Genomic DNA, 20,559 nt, shown 5'->3' with positions numbered 1-20,559 from the left:
GCCCGCACGGGCCCGCGCCACCTGCACCACGCGGTGGGCGCGCTAGCGATGGCCTACATGGCCGCCGTCATGGCCGCCGCCCCCGGCCCCCACGGCGGGCACGGGGGCTCCGGCGCCCCCCTGCTGACCGGCGCGCTGCTGCTCTACTTCACCGGTTACGTCCTGTGGTCCGGTGTCCGGCTGGTACCCGTGCCGGTCCCGGCCGGGGGCACCGCGGTCGCGGCCGCCGGGTCCGGCCGGTGCGACCGGCCGGAGGTGACACGCGCGTGCCGGCTGTCGATGGGCATCGCGATGCTGGTGATGCTGCCGGCGCTCTGAGGGCCCGCGCCACCGGGTTCCGCGCACCGGCCGCGGGCCCCGGCACGCCTTCGCCTGTACGAAACCGTGGTCTGTGTCACTTTGCCGTCCGGTCCCGTGCCCCGCCGCCCGTGCTCCTCATAGGCTGCGCCCCATGATGGTCCCCGCGGCACTGTTGCTGCTCGGCGCCCTGACCGCCGTCGTCGCCCCACGACTGCTCGCCCGCGCCGACTGGCCGGACCGTGAGCCCGTGGTCGCGCTGTGGATGTGGCAGTGCGTGGTGGTCGCCGTCCTGCTGTGCTGCGCGCTGTCGATGGCGCTGAGCGCGGCCGCCGCCTGGTCCGCCGTCCGGGGCCAGGTGTTCGCGCCGGCGCCGCACGGCGTCGTGGAGGCCTACGCCCTGAGCACGGGCCGTCCGTGGGCCGCGACGACCGCCGTGGTCCTCGCGTGCGGCGGCATGTGGACCGGGGCGATGCTGGTCCGCGAGATCGCCGGGGCGCGGCGGCGCCGTCGGCTGCGGCGGACCGAACTCCTCGTGCGCTCCCCGCTGTTGCCCGGGGAGGAGCCGGGGCCCGGCCCGCTGGTCGTCCTGGAGGGCGAGCGTCCGGACGCCTGGTGGCTGCCCGGCGCCCGGTCCCGGCTCGTCATCACCACGGCCGCGCTGCGGCGCCTGAAGGGCCGGCAGCTGGACGCCCTGCTCGCGCACGAGCAGGGTCACGCCCGGGCGCGGCACGACTGGCTGCTGCACTGCTCGTCCGCGCTCGCGGACGGCTTCCCCCAGGTGCCCGTGTTCGCCGCGTTCCGCGACGAGATGCACCGCCTGGTCGAGCTCGCCGCCGACGACATGGCGTCCCGGCGCTTCGGCCGTCTCACCACCGCCCTCGCCCTGGTCGAACTCAACGAGGACCGCGGGGTGTTCGGACCCTGCCCGACACCGCAGGCCCAGGTCCCCCAGCGGGTCGACCGGCTCCTGACGCCGCCGGACCGGCTGACGGCGGCCCGGCGGCTGCGCCTGACGGCGGCCGCGGCCCTCGTCCCCGTGGTACCGGTGCTGGTGGCGTTCGGGCCGGGCCTGCGGGCGCTCGGATAGACCGGACGCGCCGCACGGGACGCACCGGCCCCACCGGGCGCGCTCACGGCCGTCCCCGCACACCGCGCCGCCCGTGCGCACGGCCATCCCCCGACAACTGACGGCGGCCCCTTCCGGGTTCCGATCCGCGGGGTGAAGTCTTTCTCACGCCGCGGTGTTGGCCTCCGGCCGCGCGGGTCGGCGAGGATCACCGTATGCGTTCGCCGTCCCCCGACCCACCGCCCCGTCCGGCGGGCCCGCGCGCGGCCGTACGCGCCGCCGTGGCCCTCGCCGTGCCCACCCTCCTGCTCCTGCTGCTGGTGATCGTCTCCTGGCAGCCGCTGATGTCGCTCGACGGGGACATCGCCCGCACCACGCACCGCTGGGCGGTCGACGAGCCCGGCCTCACCCAGGCCTTCCGCGTCCTGACGGACTGGGTGTGGGATCCCGTCACGATGCGGGTGCTGGGTGTACTGACCGTCGTCTGGCTGCTGTGGAGACACGCGCAGCGGCGGCTCGCGGCCTGGCTGCTGGTCGCGGGCGTGGCGGGCGCGGCGGTGTCCCAGGGACTGAAGGCCGCGGTCGGCCGGGAGCGTCCGGTGTGGCCCGATCCCGTGGACTCCGCGCACTACGCGGCCTTCCCGTCGGGGCACGCCATGACCGCCACGGTGGTGCTCGGTCTGCTGCTGTGGCTGCTGCGGCTGTACGGTGCCGGGCGCGTCCTGTGGCTCACGGCGCTCTCCGTGGCCGTGGTCTCCGTGGTGGGGGTCGGCCTGACCCGCGTCTGGCTCGGTGTGCACTGGGCCTCGGACGTGCTGGGCGGCTGGCTGCTGGGCGCCCTGACGGTGGCGCTGACGGTCGCCGCGTACGAGAAGTGGCAGGGTGCTCGGCGCACCTGACCCGTACGGGATGCCTGCCACGTCCGCCGTGAGGCGTGAGCCCGTCCGTCCCGGACCATCCCCCGCGTGGCCCGGGACGGACGGCATCCCAGGAGGTCCACAGGGGGTGGGCTCCTGGCCGCGCTGAGTATAGTTGGCTGGCAGCCAGTCAACGCAGGAGTTACAGGATGGCCCCGCGCAGCGCCTCGGTCAATGAAGAATTGCGGCGACGGTCCCGGGAACGGCTTCTTCAGGCTGCGGTCGAACTGGTCGGCGAGCGCGGCTACGAGGCGACGACGCTCGGGGACATCGCGGACCGGGCCGGGTCGGCGCGCGGACTGGTGTCGTACTACTTCCCCGGCAAACGGCAGCTGGTGCAGTCGGCCGTGCACCGGCTCATGCACCGCACGCTGGAGGAGGCCCTGGAGCGCGAGCCGCGCACCGAGGACGGCCGGGAACGGATGGCGCGGGCGATCGACGCGGTCCTCGGACTCGCCCGGGACCGGCCCGTGCTGATGCGCCAGCACATGGCGGGGCTGCTGGACACCGAGGGCTTCGTGCAGTGCCCCGAACAGCAGCGGCTCGGCGAACTGCTGCGGGACACGGTCGAGCGGCACGGCCGCGCGGACGCCGCCGCGGGCTATCCGCTGCTGCGTTCCCTGCTGATGGGCGCGGTGTACGCGATGGTGCTGCCGAACGTGCCGTTACCGCTCCCCGTGCTGCGCGACGAGCTGTTCGAGCGGTACGGGCTGGACCGGGAAGCGGGTGCCCCGCCGGACCCGGAGGGGCCCGGCGGGGCGTGCGACGAGGATCTGTCACGGTTCTTCTCGACCGGACTGTGCCGGCCGGAGCAGCCGGTGGCCGATCAGTCGAAGTAGTCCGGCTGCGTCTGGACGTTCAGCTCGTCCGTGCGGACGCGGGCCGCCGGGTCCGTGCGCCGGTCGCTGAGCTTCAGGACGTCGAAGCCCTTGGCCATGTCGTTCGAGTAGATGTAGCCGTTGTAGTAGTACGCCGACCACGAACCGCCACCCACCAGGGCCTCCGTGGAGATGGGGCCGCGCTCGAAGTAGGCGATCTCCTTGGGCTTGCGGGAGTCGGTGAACTCCCAGACCGAGACACCGCCCTGGTACCAGGCCTGGACCATGATGTCCTTGCCCTTGACCGGGATCAGCGAGCCGTTGTGGGCGACGCAGTTCTCGGTGTCCGCCTGGTGGCGGGGGATCTTGTAGTAGCTGCGGAAGACCAGTTCGGCCTTGTCGCCCTTGCCGACGATGTCGTAGATGCCGTTGGCACCGCGGTTCGGCCCGATGGCCGCGTTGCAGGTGGCCGCGCCACCGCCGCCCAGCTCGTCGGTGAAGACGATCTTGTTCGCCTTCTGGTTGAAGGTCGCCGAGTGCCAGAACGCGAAGTTCACGTTGTCCTGGACCTGGTCGATGATCTTCGGCTTCTCCGGGTTCTTGATGGAGAACAGGATGCCGTCGCCCATGCAGGCGCCCGCCGCGAGGTCCTTGGAGGGCAGCACGGTGATGTCGTGGCAGCCGGTGGTCTTGGACACGCCCGGGTTGGTGGGGGCGCCCGGGTTGCCACCGCCGTCCGGTCCCTCACCGGGGAAGAGCACCGGGAAGTCGATCACGGCCGCCTGCTGCGGGGCCTTGCGCGGCACCTTGATGATCGAGATGCCGTCGTGCGGCGGCTGGCAGTCCGGGAAGGACGCGCTCGGCGAGTACGAGGAGACGTAGACGTAGACGTTCTTGCCCTCGGGCACCAGCGTGTGGGTGTGCGAACCGCAGGCGGTCTCGACGGCGGCGACGTACTTCGGGCTGCGCTTGTCGCTGATGTCGAAGACCTTCATGCCCTCCCACGAGGACTTCTCGGTCGCGGGCTGCGTGGTGCTGTTGCAGGAGCTGTCGCTGCGCGAGGAGTCGGTGGAGAGGAAGAGCAGGTTCCCTGAGACCGAGATGTCGTTCTGCGAGCCCGGGCAGAGCACCTGCGAGACCGTCTTCGGCTTCTTCGGGTTGCTGATGTCGAAGATGCGGAAGCCGTCGTAGTTGCCCGCGAAGGCGTACTTGCCCTGGAAGGCGAGGTCCGAGTTGGTACCCGGCAGCGCGTCCTTGGGGACGTTGGCGAGGTGCTTGATGTTGGAGGAGTGGACGATCTCGTCCTGTGCGGGTATCTCCCCGCTCTCGATCGCCTTCCTCGCCTCGGCGATGTCGCTCTGGGAGACCTTCTCCCTCACGGCCGGGGCGTCCCCGGGGTCGGGGGTCGCGGCCGCCGGGGCCGCCGTGAACAGTGCGGCCAGCAGTCCGGCTGCCGCGGTGGCGACGCCCAGGCGTCTGCGCCGTGTGCGCGGGTTGTTCGACAGGGTCACTGCGTCCTCCCTTGTAGCCGTTCACGATCGAACGGTTCTCGGACCACCGGAAGTATCGCCTTCGGCATGGACAGATCAATAGATGGAAACGCACCTGTAACAAATTCTTCTGATCACCCGGGCGGGGAACCGTGCTAGACCGTTCACCGACACTCACGAGGTGTCCGTCAGTTCTCTGCCCATCTGGAGGTCACCGTGCTCGTTCGCCGTACGTCCCGTGCACCGCTGGTCGTGACGTCACTGGCGGCCACCGTGCTCGTGCTCACGGGCTGCGACTCGGGGTCGGACTCCGGCGGGGGCAGGAAATCGGCCGACGCGAGCGGCTCTTCCGTGATCGCGCCCGGCATGCCGGGCGAGGCCGCCGAGACCCTGTCCGCCGCGGAGGCCGAGGAGCGCCGCGCCGAGGACGACTCCCCCAACTCGGCGGACTTCACGTACGCGCAGATGATGATCGAGCACCACGGCCAGGCCCTGGAGATGACCGAACTCGTGTCCGAGCGTGCGGATTCGGCCAAGGTGAAGGGGCTCGCCGAGCGGATCACGGCCGCGCAGCAGCCGGAGATCGCCGCCATGGAGGGCTGGCTGAAATCAAACGGCGACGAGAAGCAGGCCGGTTCACGGGGGCACGCGCACGGCCATCAGCACGAGGCGATGCCCGGCATGGCGACCGAGGCGCAACTCAAGGAGCTGCGCGCGGCGCGGGGCACGGCGTTCGACCAGCTGTTCCTGAAGCTGATGATCACGCACCACGACGGGGCGATCACCATGGCCACGGACGTGAAGGCGCAGGGCAACAACATCCTGATCGAGGAGATGGCCGACGACGTCATCGCCCAGCAGGCGTCGGAGATCGGCCGGATGCGCCAGATGCAGTGAGCGCCTGCGCCACGTCTCCGGCAGAGCCTCACCCCTGGCCACCTCCGTGGCCCGGCGGCAACAGGCCGGCGTCGCGCGCCCCGGCGATCAGCCGGAGCGACCTGCGGCGGCTGTGACCGGTCGCCCACATCACGGCGAGCACCGGATCGGCTCCCCGCTCCCGGGCCGCGCGGTACTCCTCGGCGATCATGCGGCGCCCCTCGGCTCCGCCCGGCCGTGCGGGCCGGGCGTGCCGCGCGGCCACCCCACTCCCCCCGTACGCCTCCGGGGCCTCCTGCGTCCCGCGGGCCTCCCTCGGCCCACCGGGCAGTCCGGGCCGGCCCACGACACACGCCTCGAACAGCGGACCCTCCAGCCAGTCGGCCAGCACGGCCAGGTCGTCGAGGGTCAGGGGTGGCTCGGAGCGCACCTCCTCGATCAGGACGTGCCCTCCGGCCGCCACGGCGAGCGCGTCGACGCGGGCGCCGTCGGCGAAGGCGAGCCGTGCGTGGAACCACATCGTGACCCCGGCCCGGTCCCGCACCCGCCACGCGGGCCACACGGACACAGCGCCGCCGTCATCATTCGGCCAATTTCGATCAGAAAGATTAAGAAAGGACGCTTCCGTCACATAAGGAACGTAAGTGAATGATCACACCCCGGACGAAGAGGCACGCACGCCGGAGGCGTTCACCGCACCCCGACAGCGCATCGGCCGCCCTCGCGCCCCCTCCCCCGCCACCGGAGGCGGTGCCATGCTGAAGGCATCAGCGATCTCCTCGAGCAAGGAGCTCCGCAGTGCTGCGTGTCGCCGTCGTCGGCTCGGGTCCGAGCGGGGTCTACTCCGCCCAGAGCCTCGTCCAGCAGGACCCCGCGGTACGCGTCGACGTCCTGGACCGACTGCCGTGCCCGTACGGCCTGGTGCGCTACGGCGTCGCGCCCGACCACGAGAAGATCAAGTCCCTGCAGAACACCCTGCGCACCGTGCTGGAGCACGACCGGGTCCGTTTCCTCGGCGGAGTCGAGGTGGGCCCCGCGGGGCTGCCGACCGCCCGGCTGCGCGAGCTGTACCACGCGGTGGTCTACTGCGTGGGCGCCGCCACCGACCGCCGGCTCGGCGTGCCCGGTGAGGAGCTGTCCGGCAGCTGGTCGGCGACCGAGTTCGTGTCCTGGTACAGCGGACACCCCGACACCGCCGCCGCCCTGGCGGACGACTTCCTGCACGGGGCGCGCACGGCCGTGGTCATCGGCGTCGGCAACGTCGCGGTGGACGTGACCCGGATGCTGGCGCGGGGCGTCACCGAACTGAGCCCCACCGACATGCCCCAGGCGGCGCTCGGCGCGCTCGCCGCCAGCGAGGTCACCGAGGTGCACATGGTGGGGCGGCGCGGCCCCTCCCAGGCCCGCTTCACCACCAAGGAACTGCGCGAGCTGGGCTCCCTGCCGGACACGCGGGTCACCGTCGAGCGGGCCGACCTGGAGCTCGACCCCGGGTACGCCGACCCCGCGGAGCTGCCCGGCGCCCAACGCCGCAACGTGGAGGTGCTGCGCGGCTGGGCGGACGCGCCCCCTCGCGAGGACGCCCGGCACCGGCTGCGGCTGCGCTTCTTCCTGCGGCCCGTCGCGCTGCTGCCCGACCGCCCCGGCGGCGACCGGGTGGGCGCGGTGCGCTTCGAGCGGACGGAACCGGACGGCCGCGGCTCGGTGACCGGGACCGGACGGTACGAGGAGATCGAGGCCCAGCTGGTGCTGCGGTCGGTGGGCTACCGCGGGGTGCCGCTGGAGGGGCTGCCGTTCGACGCCGGGCTCGGCACTGTGCCGCACCTCGGCGGGCGGGTGCTGCGCGAGGGCGTTCTCGCGCCGGGCGAGTACGTGGCCGGGTGGATCAAACGGGGCCCGACCGGGGTGATCGGCACCAACCGGCCCTGCGCCAAGGAGACGGTGACCTCGCTGCTCCTGGACGCGCCCGCGCTCCTGCGGCGCGACCTGCCGGGCGATCCGCTCCCCGTACTGCGCGCGGAGGGGCACGCGCCCGTCGACTGGTCCGGCTGGCGGGCGATCGAACGCGCCGAGGCGGAGCTCGGGGCGTCGCTCGGGCGCGGCGTGGTGAAGCTGTCCGACTGGACGTCCCTGCGGGCCGCGGCGCGGGGCGACCGGGCCTGACCCCGCGGGGTCAGCCGCCGAGCCGGTCCGCCTGCCGGGTGGCCGCGTCGAGGACGCGGCCGAGGAGTCCGGGGAACAGCGCGTCCAGATCGTCCTCGCGCAGGCCGTTCAGCTTGGCCGTGCCCCGGTAGACCTGCCGGACCACCCCGCTCTCGCGCAGCACCCGGAAGTGATGCGTGCTCGTGGACTTGGTGACCGGCAGGTCGAACTGCGAGCAGGAGAGCTCGTTGCCGCCTGCGGCCGCGAGCTCCCGCACGATGCCCAGCCGCATCGGATCGGCCAGGGCCTGCAGCACGTTCTCCAGGCGGATCTCCGCACGCCGGGGGTGCGGCAGCTCACGGCCACCGGCGCTGACGGGGACGGGGACGGGGGTCGTCACAGCGGCTCTCCACTTCGTCCGGGATGTCTCCGGGGAGCTTATTCCGGAACCCCTCCATGGGATTCCTCATGCGGGGAATTGTACGAGAGGCATCGTAGTTTGACACACGCCGTACTACGATGACTATCGTACGAACGATTCCCTGGTCCCCCACGAACGGAGTCCTTCCGTGAGCGCGCTCTTCGAGCCCTACACCCTGCGTGAACTGACCATCCCGAACCGGGTGTGGATGCCTCCGATGTGCCAGTACTCGGCCGCTCCGGAGGGCCCCGGCGCGGGCGCCCCCACTGACTGGCACTTCGCCCACTACGCGGCGCGCGCCACCGGCGGCACCGGCCTGATCATCGTGGAGGCCACCGCCGTCAGCCCCGAGGGCCGCATCTCGCCCTACGACCTCGGCATCTGGAACGACACCCAGGTCCAGGCGTTCCGCCGGATCACGGACTTCCTGAAGGGCCAGGGCACCGTCCCCGGCATCCAGCTGGCGCACGCCGGCCGCAAGGCGTCCACCGAACGCCCCTGGAAGGGCGGCGAGCCGATCGGCCAGGACGAGCCGTACGGCTGGCAGCCGCTCGCACCGAGCGCCGTGCCGTTCCAGGAGGGCCACCCGGTGCCCGCCGAGCTGACCGTCGAGCAGATCCGCGAGCACGTCCAGCTCTTCGTCGACGCCGCCCGCCGCGCCCTGGCCGCCGGCTTCGAGGTCGCCGAGCTGCACGGCGCCCACGGCTACCTGATCAACGAGTTCCTCTCGCCGCACTCCAACAAGCGCACCGACGAGTACGGCGGCTCCTACGAGAACCGCGTCCGCTTCGCGCTCGAGGTCGTCGACGCCGTGCGTGAGGTGTGGCCCGAGGACAAGCCGCTGTTCTTCCGCATCTCGGCCACCGACTGGCTGGAGGAGGGCGGCTGGACGGCCGACGACACGGTGCGCTTCGCCGCCGAGCTCAAGGACCACGGCGTGGACCTGCTCGACGTGTCGACCGGCGGCAACGCCTCCGGCGTCCGCATCGTCACCGGCCCCGGCTACCAGGTGCCCTTCGCCGCGCGCGTGAAGGCCGGGTCCACGCTGCCCGTGGCCGCCGTGGGCCTGATCACGGAGGCCGAGCAGGCCGAGAAGATCCTGGTCAACGGCGAGGCGGACGCCGTGCTGCTGGGCCGCGAGCTGCTGCGCGACCCCTCGTTCGCACGGCACGCCGCCCGTGCGCTCGGTGCCGAGCCGTACGTCCCGGACCAGTACCACCGGTCGGTCTGAAGTCCGCGTGCGCGGGACGGTTCCTTCCGAGCGGGGGGGCCGTTCCGCTCAGTCCGCCGGGAGCACCTGCTCCGCCCAGATGGTCTTGCCGTTGCCGTTCGGGCGGGTGCCCCAGCGGTCCGTGAGCTGGGCGACCAGGAGGAGGCCCCGGCCGCCCTCGTCGTAGGTGCGCGCCCGGCGCAGATGCGGTGAGGTGCTGCTGGCGTCGGACACCTCGCAGATCAGCGAGGAGTCGCGGATGAGCCGCAGCTGGATGGGGGCGCCGCCGTAGCGGATGGCGTTGGTGACCAGCTCGCTCACCACCAGTTCGGTGACGAAGGCCGTCTCCGCCAGCCCCCACCGGGCCAGCTGTTCGATGGTGTGCTGGCGGGCGGTGGCGACCATCGCCGGATCGGCGGGCATGTCCCAGACGGCCACCCGTTCCGCGTCCAGGCCCTCGGTGCGGGCGATCAGCAGGGCCACGTCGTCACCGGGCCGGTCCGGCAGGCAGGAGCGCAGCACGGTGTCGCACAGGTCGTCGAGGCTCTCGGCCGGGGCGGCGAGGGCGGCGCACAGCGTCCGCGTCCCCGCGTCCACGTCGAGTTCGCGGCCCTCGATGAGCCCGTCGGTGTAGAGGGCCAGCAGGGAGCCCTCCGGCAGCTGGATCTCGGTGGCCTCGAACGGCAGCCCGCCCACGCCGAGCATCGGTCCGGCGGACACCTCGACGACCCGCACGGAGCCGTCGGGCAGCCTCAGGACGGGTGGAGGGTGGCCGGCGGAGGCGACCGTGCAGCGCCGGGACACCGGGTCGTAGACGGCGTACAGACAGGTCGCCGCGATCTCCCCGGCCTCCCGGTTCTCGTCCGTCGCGTCGGTCGCCAGGTGCCCCACGAGGTCGTCGAGGTGGGTGAGCAGTTCGTCGGGCGGCAGGTCGACGTCGGCGAGCGTCCAGACGGCCGTACGCAGCCGGCCCATGGTCACCGAGGCGTGGATGCCGTGGCCCACGACGTCGCCGACGACCAGCGCCACCCGGGTCCCGGACAGCGGGATCACGTCGAACCAGTCACCGCCCACGCCCGCCTGCGACAGCGCGGGCAGGTACCGGGACGCGAACTCGACGGCCACCTGGCCCGCCAGGGCGTGCGGCAGCAGACTGCGCTGCAGGGCCAGCGCCGTGGTCCGCTCCCTGGTGTAGCGGCGGGCGTTGTCCACGCACACGGCGGCCCGGCTGGCCAGCTCCTGGGCGAGCGACACGTCGTCGTGGTCGAAGGCGATGGGCTGCTCGGGCCGCATCATCCGGGCGAACGTGGCCACGCCCAACGTGGTGCCCCGCGCCACCAGGGGCACCGCCATCAGGGACAGGTCCTGGTCCCGCCACGTGTTCATGTTCACCCCGGAGTGACCGGCGGCCCGCTGTTCGATCCAGTCGTCCACGTCGGCCGTTCCGGTGCGGGCGAGCACGATCCCGCCGGTGGCGAGCGCACGGGCGGGCGGTGAGGTGGGCGGGTGGCTCTCGACCGCGCCCAGCTCGGTGACGGGGCCCGGTGCGGGCGCGTCCAGGGACTGGTGCGCGACCCGGCACAGCTTCGCGTCACCGCCCACGACGCCCAGCGGCGGCGGCTCCTCGCCCCGGAGCACCGAGTCCAGCAGGTCGACGGCCGCGAAGTCCGCGAACCGGGGCACGGCCAGGCCGGCCAGCTCCTCGGCGGTGTGGGCCACGTCCAGCCGGGTGCCGAGCGCGTCGGCGGCCTCGTTGAGGATGGCCAGCCGCTGCCGGGCCAGGTACTGCTCGCTGCTGTCCTGCGCGGCGAGCGCGGTGCCGATCAGTTCGCCCGCGGAGTCGCGCACCGGCCAGATCTCGATGTTCCAGGCGTACATGCGGCGTCCGGACGGCGCGCTCGTGCGGCTCTCGTAGTGGACCGGCCGCCCGGTCTCCACGACCATCCGCAGGTGGCGCTGGAATCCGGGGTCCGTCACGATCTCCTGCATGTACCGGTGCTTCACCTCCGCCTCGGGCTGCTCCATGACCTGGGACGCCGCCTCGTTGGTGCGCAGGTACCGCTGCTCGGTGTCCAGGACGCACATCGGCATGGAGGCCTGCCGGAAGACCGCGTCCACCAGCGCGCACTCGGCGGCGTCCGGTGCCGCGGCGACCGCGGTGACCACATAGGCCGGCCACCCGCCCCGTACGGGGCACACCCGGACCGTGAGCTCGGCCCGGCGGCCGTCACGGTGGCGCAGGAGCACCGTCGCGCCGCCGTCCGCGCACAGGGTCCGCCAGATCCCGGCCGCGTCCCCGTCCACCAGGGCGGTCACCGGCCGGCCGGTGACCTCGGCCGCCGGGTAGCCGGTCAGCAGGCGCGCGCCCTCGCTCCAGCCCGTCACCGTGCCGTGCGCGTCGACCACGGCCAGGACGTCACCGGCCGGGTCCGTCCGCTCGGGTCCACGCGGCGCCGTCACCATATGTCCAAGAATGACCCGGGAGGGCAGCGGCAACAACCGGGGTCCGGCGGCGCGGTCACCCGGTGTCCGCGCGACCTGCCACCCCGCCCTCCCCTCTCGCCGTGCCCCGCCGCGATTCCCCACCGCGACCCCGGATCCGTGCTCCGACCTGCGGCGACACCCGCCTTTCGGGGTGACTGTCAGTGCCGGGGTGCAGACTGGCCGTGCCTTAAGACAGCGACGTCCCGGAGGTGGTCGGCATGACCGGCATTCTGCTCACCGTTGGCACCCGCAAGGGTCTTTTCGTCGGGCGGCGGCGCGACGGCGCCGCCCGGGGGCGATGGGAGTTCGACGAGAGCCCGTACTTCTCCGCGCAGGCGGTGTACTCGGTCGCCATCGACACCCGGCGCGGCACGCCCCGGCTGCTCGTCGGGGGCGACAGCGCGCACTGGGGCCCCTCGGTCTTCCACTCCGACGACCTGGGGCGGACCTGGACCGAGCCCGCCCAGGCGCCCGTCAGGTTCCCCGAGGACACCGGCGCCTCGTTGGAGCGGGTCTGGCAGCTGCACCCGTCGGCGGCCGAACCGGACGTGGTGTACGCGGGCACGGAACCGGCCGCCCTGTACCGCTCCGAGGACCGCGGGGAGAGCTTCACACTCGTACGGCCGCTGTGGGAGCACCCCACGCGCGGCCGGTGGGCGCCCGGTGGCGGCGGCGAGGGGCTGCACACCGTCCTCACCGACGGACGTGATCCGCGGGCCGTGACGGTCGCCGTCTCGGCGGCCGGGGTGTTCCGCACCGGAGACGGCGGCTCGACCTGGTCCCCCTCCAACTCCGGCGTCTCCGCGGTGTTCCTGCCCGACCCGAACCCCGAGTTCGGCCAGTGCGTGCACAAGATCGCGCGCGACGCCGTCGTACCCGACCGGCTGTACCTGCAGAACCACTGGGGTGTGTACCGCAGCGACGACGCGGGCGCGCACTGGACGGACATCGGCGAGGGGCTGCCGTCGACGTTCGGGTTCACCGTGACCGCCCACCCGCACCGCGGGGACACCGCGTACGTCTTCCCGATCACCGCCGACGCGGACCGGGTGCCGGCCGGCCGGCGCTGTCGCGTCTTCCGCACGGCGGACGCGGGCAAGAGCTGGGAACCCCTCTCCGCCGGACTGCCGGACGGCGACCACTACGGCACGGTGCTGCGCGACGCGATGTGCACGGACGGCGCCGACCCGGCGGGCGTCTACTTCGGCAACCGCAACGGCGAGGTGTACGCCTCCGACGACGACGGCGACAGCTGGCGGCAGCTCGCGGCCCATCTGCCGGACGTGCTGTGCGTGCGCGCGGCGGTCGTGGACTGAAGGTCGTGCCGCACATGCACATGGAGAGCGCCGGCACAGCCGTGCACACCGCGTCCCCGTGTCCGCCAAGTCCGCCCGGCGAGCGGTCCGTTCCACAGCCGACCGGTCGTTCCCGGTCGTACGTCGGCCACTGGATGATCGCCGTCGCGCGGACGGCAGTAGGGTGACGCCCGTGGCACCACGACCCTTGCATGAAATCGTCGAGGCGGGCTGGGCGAAGGCCCTCGAACCCGTGACCGGGCGGATCGCGGAGATGGGCGAGTTCCTGCGCGCCGAGATCGCCGCGGGACGCACCTACCTCCCCGCCGGGGCGAACGTCCTGCGCGCCTTCCAGCAGCCCTTCGACGACGTCCGCGTCCTGATCGTCGGACAGGACCCGTACCCGACGCCGGGGCACGCGGTGGGGCTCTCCTTCTCGGTCGCGCCGGACGTGCGGCCGCTGCCGGGGAGCCTCGTCAACATCTACCGCGAGCTCCACGGCGACCTGGGGCTGCCCCAGCCGTCCGACGGGGACCTCACGCCGTGGACCCGGCAGGGCGTCCTGCTGCTCAACCGGGCGCTCACCACGGCTCCGCGGCGGCCGGCGGCGCACCGCGGCAAGGGCTGGGAGGAGGTCACCGAGCAGGCGATCAGGGCCCTCGTGGCGCGCGACCGCCCGCTGGTGTCCATCCTGTGGGGCCGCGACGCCCGTAACCTGCGTCCCCTGCTCGGCGACTACCCGTCGATCGAGTCCGCCCACCCCTCGCCGATGTCCGCGGACCGCGGCTTCTTCGGCTCCCGCCCGTTCAGCCGCGCCAACGACCTGCTCCTGAGGCAGGGAGCGCAGCCGGTGGACTGGCGCCTGCCATGACCGGGCCGGGGTCGGGGCCGGGGCACGGCGAGGCACCGGAGCGGGGCGGCCTCCGGAGCGGGGCGCCGGCGCGGTCCACGCCACCGCCGGACACCCCGGCCGCTCCGGTCACGATGACGGGCCGGCCCCGGCCCACGGCACGCGGTGCGGCGTGCGGCGGTACGTCCCGTCGTACGACGCGCCGCACGCCGACGGCCGCACGGGCCGCCCCGGCCGACGCACCCGCCACACAGGCCGTACCCGGCACACGGACCGTACCCGGCACACGGACCGTTCCGACCGCCGGACCCGTCGGTACGGGCGCGCCCCTCGTGCTGGCCGTGGACTCGGGGGGTTCGGGTCTGCGGGCCGTGCTGGCGGCGGGCGGTGCGGCCCTCAGCGCTCCCTCGGTGTCCGACGAACCCGTGCGGATCGGGGAGCGAGGTGTCGACGCGGGGCACCTGCTGGAGCTGCTGCTGCCCATGGCACGGCGGTTGCTCGACACCGCCGGGGCCGGCCCGCCGCGGGCGGTCGTCATCGGCGCCACCGGTTTCGCCGCCCTCGGCGACCGGATGCGCGCCGACCTCCCCTCCGCACTGGCGGGCGAGTTCGGCGGGCCCAGGATCGCCCTGGTCGCCGACGCGGTCACCGCCTACACGGGCGCGCTGGGCACCCGGGCCGGCGCGGTGATCGCCGCCGGCACCGGGCTGATCGCGATCGGCACCGATCTCGAGAGCTGGCACCGGGCCGACGGCTGGGGCCATCTGCTGGGCGACTGCGGCAGCGGTGCGTGGATCGGCCGGGCGGGCCTGGAGGCGGCGCTGCGCGCCCACGACGGCCGCCCCGGTGGCTCGGCGCCCCTGCTGGCCTGCGCCGAGAAGACGTTCGGTCCCGTCGACGAGCTGCCCGGGCGCCTCTACCCGCGCACCGACCGCCCCGCCGTGCTCGCCTCCTTCGCCCCACAGGTCGCCGTCTGCGCCGGGCACGACCCGGTGGCGGCCGACATCCTGCGCGCGGCGGCCCGGCACATGGCCGACTCCGCCGCAGCGGTCTGCCCGGCCTCCGACGAGCCCCTGATCGCCTTCACCGGAGGTGTCTTCCGCATGGGCGAGCCCCTCCTCGTACCACTGGAGACGGAGCTGAAGGAGCGGCTGCCGCACGCACGCCGCGTGCCGGCCGAGGGCGATCCGCTGCACGGCGCGGTACGCATCGCCACCGAACTCGCGGTCGGCGGGCTCGCGCTGCCACGCGACGAGCGGATGCTGTACGAGGTGGCCGGAAACTGACGTACCGGAAGGAGCCTGGACTCCCCTTGCCCGGTGCGCGTTCCACTGGTCCGGCAGCCGCCGCGCGACGGGGCGGGACGACACGTTTCTCCGCTGATCGGCAAGTAATCCATCAGACAAATACGGACGGATACCGCTCACCTGCACCCTCCCCGAACAGGGGAACCCAGGAAGCCAGTAGCATGCGTCGCCATGAGTTCCCCCACTGGGCCCGCAGCCGGCCTGCCTGTACGAATGCCGCGGCCCCGCCAGCCCGGGCGACACCGCCGTCCGGAGCCGCTGGTGGCTCCCGAGGACGCGCCCGCCCTGGTCCTCGCGGTGCCGGGCGTGCCCAGCGCCGCCACGCGCGGCCTCGCCGAGGAGGTCGTGAGCATCGCGCGCTCCGAGCTGCCCGGCCTGGACGCGCGGATCGGGTACCTCGACGGCGACGGTGACGAGTTCCCGACCCTGCAGTCCGTGCTCGCGCGCGCCGGCGCGGAACGCACGGCCCGCTACGAGCACGCGCGTGCCGCCGGCGCGGACGTGAAGGAGCCCGACGGGCCCGTGGGCGTGGTCGTGCCGCTGCTGGCCGGCCCGGACGGTTCACTGCTGCGCCAGGTCCGGCAGGCCGTGATGGAGAGCCGTGTCGGTGCCGAACTGACCGATGTCCTCGGTCCGCATCCGCTGCTCGCCGAGGCGCTGCACGTACGGCTGTCCGAGGCCGGCCTGGCGCGCGCCGACCGCGCCCGGCTGTTCACGGTGGCGACCGCGGCGGACGGCATCATCCTGGCGTCGGTGGGCGGCGACGAGGCCGTGCAGGCGGCCGGGATCACGGGCATGCTGCTGGCCGCGCGGCTCGCCGTGCCGGTGATGGCGGCGGCGCTCGACGAGGACGGTTCGATCACGTCCGTCGCGGAGCAGCTGCGCAACTCCGGCTCCCAGCAGCTCGCACTCGCCCCGTACCTGATCGGCCCGGAGATCGACGCCGGGCTGCTGGCGGCGGCCGCCGAGGAGGCGGGCTGCTCCACGGCCGAGGCGCTCGGCGCCTACCCGGCGATCGGCAAGCTGGTGCTCTCCAAGTACACGACGGCGCTGGGCATCGCCCCGCAGCAGCCGCAGAGCACGCCGGCCCGCTGAGCCTCGGGCACCCGCCCGCGTCCGCACGTCGCGAGGGCCCGCTCCCGTGTACGTGGGAGCGGGCCCTCGCGCTGTGCGCCGGCGCCACAGCCGGCGGGGGTGCGCGTCAGCCGAGCACCACGCACGACGCAGCCGGCACCGCGACCGAGCCGCCACGCCGGGGCATGCCCGTCTCCGGGTCGACGGCGAACCAGGTGACGTCACCGGAGCGCTCGTTGGCGACGTAGAGGAACCGCTCCGAGGCGGTGAGCGCGCGCGGCCAGTGCCCGCCGCAGGGCACCGTCCCCACCAGGCGGAGCGCCTCACCGCGCCCGTCCGCCGCGAGCACGGACAGCACGTCCTGGCCGCGGGTCGCCGTCCACACGAAGCGGCCGTCGGCCGACACCGCGATCCCGGACGGGTACGCGTCGCCGTCCCAGGTGCCCGGCAGCAGCGGTACCTCGGCCAGCGGGCGCAGCGCCCCCGCCGCCGGGTCCCACCGGCAGACGGTGACGACCGGCACGAGTTCGTGCACGACGTACGCGTACCGGCCGCCCGGGTGGAAGGCCAGGTGGCGGGGGCCCGAGCCGGGCCGGAGCGCCGTCCGGTCGTGCAGCACGGGCCGCCCGTCGTCCAGCGCGTACACGAGCACCGAGTCCGTGCCGAGGTCGACGCCGACGGCCCAGCGGCCGCCGGGGCCGGCCTGCACCTGGTGGGCGTGCGGCTCCCGCTGGCGTTCCGGGTGCGGCCCGGAACCGGTGTGCCGGAGCACTCCGGAGGCGGCCTGCGCGAGGGTGCCGTCGGCGCGCAGCGGCACGGCCGTGACGCTGCCGGACCCGTAGTCGGCGGTCAGGACGTGGCCGTCGAACAGACCGAGGTGCGTGGGCCCGGCGCCGGGCACGGGCACCGGTGGCCCGGCCGGTTCGAGGCCGTCGCCGGTCACCCGGTAGGCGGCCACGGCGCCCTCGTCAGTCTCGCTGACCGCGTAGAGCAGGTCGCCGCCGGGCGACAGGGCGAGGTACGACGGGTTCGGCGGGCCGTCCGTGCCGCTCGCACCGCCGCTCGCCAGAGTGAGGGCGCCGCTCGCCGCGTCCACCGCCGCCAGGACGATGCCCGGGCCGCCGGCCGTCGTGAAGGACCCGATGAACGCCCGTCCGCCCCGGCCGTGGGCACCTTCCGCTTCCTCCGCCACCGCTGTCCCCTCTCGCTGTGCCGTCCGCTTCGGGCAGACGGTAGCAGTAGGTCTAGACCAAGTCGCAGGAGGCGAGAGGGGGCGGAGAAGCCAGCCGTCCCCCCTCCAGCCGTCAGATTCCGGCCAGGGGCGAGCGGTGCAGGGGCGCCGCCAGGGCCAGGAGCGCCTGCTCCAGACCGTGCAGATGTGCGAGGGCCTGCTCCGCGCCCGGATGGTGCCCGGGCGCGCCCGCGTGCGCCGGGACGGCGCGCTCCGGCACCGCCCCCACCAGGGTCTCGACCGCCGTCTCGACCCGCAGGCACGCCGCCGTGAGGCGGGCGTCGTGCGAGGCGTCCGGATCGGCGGCGACGGCCACCAGACCGCGTGCCTCCCGGGCGCAGTCGTCCAGCAGGGCGAGCACCCGGCGGGCCCGCTCCTTGCGCGCCCGCAAGGGATTGAGGGGATGCACGAGGGGAGCGAGCGACAGCCGTACACGCCCCAGCAGCACCTCGAGTTCCGCCGCGCGCGCCGCGGGATCCGCGGTGGTGTCTCCCGCCAGCCGCCGGGCCGCCGCGGCGGTGCACCCGTGCACGGCGTGCAGGGCCCGCCCCACCCAGCCGTCGGTGACGGTGTGGGTGGTGACGGGCAGGACCAGCGCCACGGCGAGCGCGGCACCGGCGGCGCCGGCGGCCGTCTCCGTCAGCCGCAGCGCCAGCAGCCCCGGATGGAGCACACCCAGCAGGCCGTACAGCAGACCGGCCAGGACCGTCACGAAGAACATCATCCAGCTGTAGGAGAGCGGGGCCGTGTAGAAGATGCCGAACACACAGACCGCGACGAGCGCGGCGGTGGGCGCCGGGGCGCCGTGCAGGGGCACGGCGACGAGCAGCCCGGCCGCGATCCCGGTGACCGTGCCGAGCAGGCGGCGGAAACCGCGTACGAGCGTCTCGCCCCGCGACGCGGTGTTGACGAAGATCCACCAGGCGGCGCCGACGGCCCAGTACCAGCGCTCCTCCGAGAGGACCTGCCCGGCGGCCATGGCGAAGGCACAGGCGGCCGTGGCCTGGAAGGCCTGCCGTGTGGTCGGCCGGGCCAGCCCGCGCCCGGCGAGCGGAGGGGGCGCGGCGGCCGGCGGGACGCGCCGCTCGATGCACCAGGCGCCGAAGCGCACGCCGAACGCCGTGGCCAGCGCGAGGCCCATGGCCGCGTACAGCTCCGGCAGCTGGGCGGGGACCGCGTGCAGGAACTGGGTGACGAAGAAGGTCATGAACGCGAAGATGCCGAGCGCGTGGCCGCGCGGCCCCCATCGGCGGGCGTAGACCCCGCAGAAGACGACGACGAGCCAGCTCGCGTCCCGCAGCGCCGGTGTCCCGTGCAGCACGGTCGCGAGCGCGAGGACCGGGAAGCCGGCGGCCGGCAGCAGCGCCGTGGTGACCGCCTGGGCGCGCACGCCGGCGTCGGCGACCGTGAACAGCGCGAGCAGGGCCGCGAGTCCGCCGGTGATCGACGCGGTCAGCGACAGCCCGGCCAGTTCCGACGCGGTCACCGCGAGACCGATGCCGAGCACCGCGCGCAGCGACACCCGCAGACGCAGCAGGCCCGGATCCGGAGCCATGAACATCCTCTTCACCGCCGGCAGCACGCCCCCTCCCGAGGAGAACCAAGAAGATCGGGACCAAGAAGGTCAGGACCCGGTCCGGGCCCGCCGCGCGGCAGCGGGACCTCGGCCGGGACCCATGACATGACATGGGGATGGCGCCGCGGGCACGGTTCCGGCCTCATTGCCGTCCTGCACTGCGCGGCGCCATTGACAGTGATCAGGAAAGCATCAGTACGGCAATGGCTCAACAGGCTGCTGCTCCGCTGGGCCATTGGTACAGTCATTGACGATCACCCAAGGCGACCGGGAGGCCAACGGACCATGGCCGTGGACGAGCTCGACACCCGCATCCTTCGGCTGCTCCTGGAGCAGCCGCGCACCAGCGCGCGCGAGTACGCCCGTGTCCTCGGCGTCGCGCGCGGCACCCTGCAGGCCCGCCTGGACCGGCTGGAGCGGGACGGCGTGATCACCGGGACGGGCCCCTCGCTGTCGCCCGCCGCGCTCGGGCACCCGGTACTCGCGTTCGTGCACATCGAGGTCACCCAGGGCCATCTCGACGACGTGGGCGAGGCCCTGGCCGTCGTACCGGAGATCATCGAGGCGTTCTCGATCACGGGCGGCGGCGACCTCCTGACCCGGGTCGTGGCGCGCGACAACGCCCACCTGGAGGACGTGATCCAGAAGCTGATCAGCCTGCCCGGCGTGGTCCGCACCCGCACCGAGGTGGCACTGCGCGAACGTGTGCCGTACCGGACGCTGCCGCTGGTCGAGGCGGTCGGGCGGGCGGCCGGGGGGTGATCTCTCGGGGCCGGGAGCGTGCTTGGCATGCTGTGCGGATGAGCACCCTCGGCACCATCTCGGTCGTCTTCGACCTCGACGGCACACTCGTGGACAGCGAGCCCAACTACTTCGAGGCCGGCCGCCAGACCCTCGCCGAGCAGGGCGTCACGGACTTCACCTGGGCGGATCACGAGCGGTACGTGGGCATCAGCACGCGGGAGACGATCACCCGGTGGAGGGTGCGGTACGGCCTCGACGCCCCGGTCGAGGAGCTGCTCGCCGACAAGAACCGCCGTTATCTGGAGCTGGCGCGGGCCTCCACGCGCGCGTACCCCGAGATGCGGACGTTCGTCGCCCTGCTGGCGGACGAAGGGGTGCCGATGGCCGTGGCCTCCGGCTCGTCACGGGAGGCGATCGAGGCCATCCTGACCGGCACGGGACTGGCCGAGCACCTGAGGACGGTCGTCTCGGCCGACGAGGTGCCCCGCGGCAAGCCGGCGCCCGACGTGTTCCTGGAGGCCGCGCGGCGCCTCGGTGCCGCCCCCGCCGACTGCGTGGTCGTGGAGGACGCGGCTCCGGGCGCGGCCGCCGCCCACGCGGCCGGCATGCGCTGCATCGCCGTCCCGTACCTCGCGGCGCAGGCGGACGACCCGGTGTTCGCCACGGCGGCGCTGCTGGTGCGCGGCGGCCAGCGCGCGTTCACCGCCCGGGCGGCGCTGGACTGGCTCATGCGTCCGGCATCCGTCGCCTGACCCGCG

General features: G+C 73.8%; 19 protein-coding genes. 13 read left to right on the top strand and 6 right to left on the bottom strand.

What is annotated here, in order from left to right:
* The 4 genes from UW392_RS60640 to UW392_RS60625 all read left to right on the top strand — a co-directional run.
* On the top strand, nucleotides 1–318 hold a 318-nt coding region (locus tag UW392_RS60640; RefSeq protein WP_320784070.1), incomplete at its 5' end, for a DUF5134 domain-containing protein.
* Nucleotides 319–451: 133 nt separating this feature from the next.
* On the top strand, nucleotides 452–1,387 hold the full coding sequence (locus UW392_RS60635) for a M56 family metallopeptidase (protein ID WP_320784069.1): 936 nt from the start codon (nucleotides 452–454) through the stop codon (nucleotides 1,385–1,387).
* Nucleotides 1,388–1,581: 194 nt separating this feature from the next.
* Entirely contained in the window at nucleotides 1,582–2,265 is a 684-nt protein-coding gene (locus UW392_RS60630) for a phosphatase PAP2 family protein (RefSeq protein ID WP_320784068.1), read from the top strand.
* A gap of 167 nt (nucleotides 2,266–2,432) precedes the next feature.
* Nucleotides 2,433–3,122: a helix-turn-helix domain-containing protein gene (locus UW392_RS60625; protein WP_320784067.1), complete on the top strand. Its 690-nt coding sequence runs from the start codon at nucleotides 2,433–2,435 to the stop codon at nucleotides 3,120–3,122.
* On the opposite strand, the gene UW392_RS60620 is transcribed toward UW392_RS60625, so the two are convergent.
* Nucleotides 3,110–4,612 carry a hypothetical protein gene (locus UW392_RS60620; protein ID WP_320784066.1) on the bottom strand — a complete coding sequence of 501 codons (1,503 nt, stop codon included), beginning with the start codon at nucleotides 4,610–4,612 and terminating at the stop codon, nucleotides 3,110–3,112. The genes UW392_RS60625 and UW392_RS60620 overlap by 13 nt on opposite strands.
* A gap of 195 nt (nucleotides 4,613–4,807) precedes the next feature.
* Between UW392_RS60620 and UW392_RS60615 the strand changes: the two genes are divergently transcribed.
* A complete protein-coding gene (locus UW392_RS60615) occupies nucleotides 4,808–5,488 on the top strand; it encodes a DUF305 domain-containing protein (RefSeq protein WP_320784065.1) in 681 nt (226 codons plus the stop codon).
* A gap of 28 nt (nucleotides 5,489–5,516) precedes the next feature.
* Here the strand turns inward: UW392_RS60615 and UW392_RS60610 are convergent, their stop codons facing one another.
* Nucleotides 5,517–6,035 carry a DUF6214 family protein gene (locus tag UW392_RS60610; protein WP_320784064.1) on the bottom strand — a complete coding sequence of 173 codons (519 nt, stop codon included), beginning with the start codon at nucleotides 6,033–6,035 and terminating at the stop codon, nucleotides 5,517–5,519.
* A gap of 230 nt (nucleotides 6,036–6,265) precedes the next feature.
* Between UW392_RS60610 and UW392_RS60605 the strand changes: the two genes are divergently transcribed.
* Nucleotides 6,266–7,630, top strand: coding sequence for an FAD-dependent oxidoreductase (locus UW392_RS60605; RefSeq protein ID WP_320784063.1), 1,365 nt, complete (start codon nucleotides 6,266–6,268; stop codon nucleotides 7,628–7,630).
* A 10-nt stretch (nucleotides 7,631–7,640) separates the two neighbouring features.
* Here UW392_RS60605 and UW392_RS60600 read toward each other — a convergent pair whose 3' ends face one another.
* The gene (locus tag UW392_RS60600; RefSeq protein WP_320784062.1) at nucleotides 7,641–8,009 is read right to left on the bottom strand and encodes a helix-turn-helix transcriptional regulator; all 369 of its coding nucleotides are present in this window, start codon (nucleotides 8,007–8,009) and stop codon (nucleotides 7,641–7,643) included.
* A gap of 169 nt (nucleotides 8,010–8,178) precedes the next feature.
* Here UW392_RS60600 and UW392_RS60595 point away from each other — a divergent pair, with 169 nt between their 5' ends.
* Complete coding sequence (locus UW392_RS60595; protein ID WP_320784061.1) at nucleotides 8,179–9,261, top strand: NADH:flavin oxidoreductase/NADH oxidase; 1,083 nt, start codon at nucleotides 8,179–8,181, stop codon at nucleotides 9,259–9,261.
* Nucleotides 9,262–9,309: 48 nt separating this feature from the next.
* Here UW392_RS60595 and UW392_RS60590 read toward each other — a convergent pair whose 3' ends face one another.
* On the bottom strand, nucleotides 9,310–11,703 hold the full coding sequence (locus tag UW392_RS60590) for a SpoIIE family protein phosphatase (protein WP_320784060.1): 2,394 nt from the start codon (nucleotides 11,701–11,703) through the stop codon (nucleotides 9,310–9,312).
* Nucleotides 11,704–11,942: 239 nt separating this feature from the next.
* Here UW392_RS60590 and UW392_RS60585 point away from each other — a divergent pair, with 239 nt between their 5' ends.
* From UW392_RS60585 to UW392_RS60570, 4 genes are all read left to right on the top strand, one after another.
* Nucleotides 11,943–13,040, top strand: a complete 1,098-nt coding sequence (locus UW392_RS60585) for an exo-alpha-sialidase (RefSeq protein ID WP_320784059.1) — start codon at nucleotides 11,943–11,945, stop codon at nucleotides 13,038–13,040.
* 172 nt (nucleotides 13,041–13,212) lie between these two features.
* Entirely contained in the window at nucleotides 13,213–13,890 is a 678-nt protein-coding gene (locus tag UW392_RS60580; RefSeq protein ID WP_320784058.1) for a uracil-DNA glycosylase, read from the top strand.
* A gap of 311 nt (nucleotides 13,891–14,201) precedes the next feature.
* Entirely contained in the window at nucleotides 14,202–15,155 is a 954-nt protein-coding gene (locus UW392_RS60575; protein ID WP_320784057.1) for an N-acetylglucosamine kinase, read from the top strand.
* A gap of 192 nt (nucleotides 15,156–15,347) precedes the next feature.
* Entirely contained in the window at nucleotides 15,348–16,271 is a 924-nt protein-coding gene (locus tag UW392_RS60570) for a hypothetical protein (protein ID WP_320784056.1), read from the top strand.
* Between the two features lie 106 nt (nucleotides 16,272–16,377).
* On the opposite strand, the gene UW392_RS60565 is transcribed toward UW392_RS60570, so the two are convergent.
* Nucleotides 16,378–17,442: a lactonase family protein gene (locus tag UW392_RS60565; RefSeq protein WP_320784055.1), complete on the bottom strand. Its 1,065-nt coding sequence runs from the start codon at nucleotides 17,440–17,442 to the stop codon at nucleotides 16,378–16,380.
* 112 nt (nucleotides 17,443–17,554) lie between these two features.
* Nucleotides 17,555–19,042: an FUSC family protein gene (locus tag UW392_RS60560; protein WP_320784054.1), complete on the bottom strand. Its 1,488-nt coding sequence runs from the start codon at nucleotides 19,040–19,042 to the stop codon at nucleotides 17,555–17,557.
* 300 nt (nucleotides 19,043–19,342) lie between these two features.
* Between UW392_RS60560 and UW392_RS60555 the strand changes: the two genes are divergently transcribed.
* Nucleotides 19,343–19,819, top strand: coding sequence for an Lrp/AsnC family transcriptional regulator (locus tag UW392_RS60555; RefSeq protein ID WP_320784053.1), 477 nt, complete (start codon nucleotides 19,343–19,345; stop codon nucleotides 19,817–19,819).
* Between the two features lie 38 nt (nucleotides 19,820–19,857).
* Entirely contained in the window at nucleotides 19,858–20,553 is a 696-nt protein-coding gene (locus tag UW392_RS60550) for an HAD family phosphatase (protein WP_320784052.1), read from the top strand.
* The last annotated feature ends 6 nt before the right edge of the window (nucleotides 20,554–20,559 follow it).

Source organism: Streptomyces sp. CRN 30, from assembly GCF_034105845.1.
Note: the sequence above shows the minus strand (reverse complement) of the source record. Positions and strands in the feature narration are given on the sequence as shown.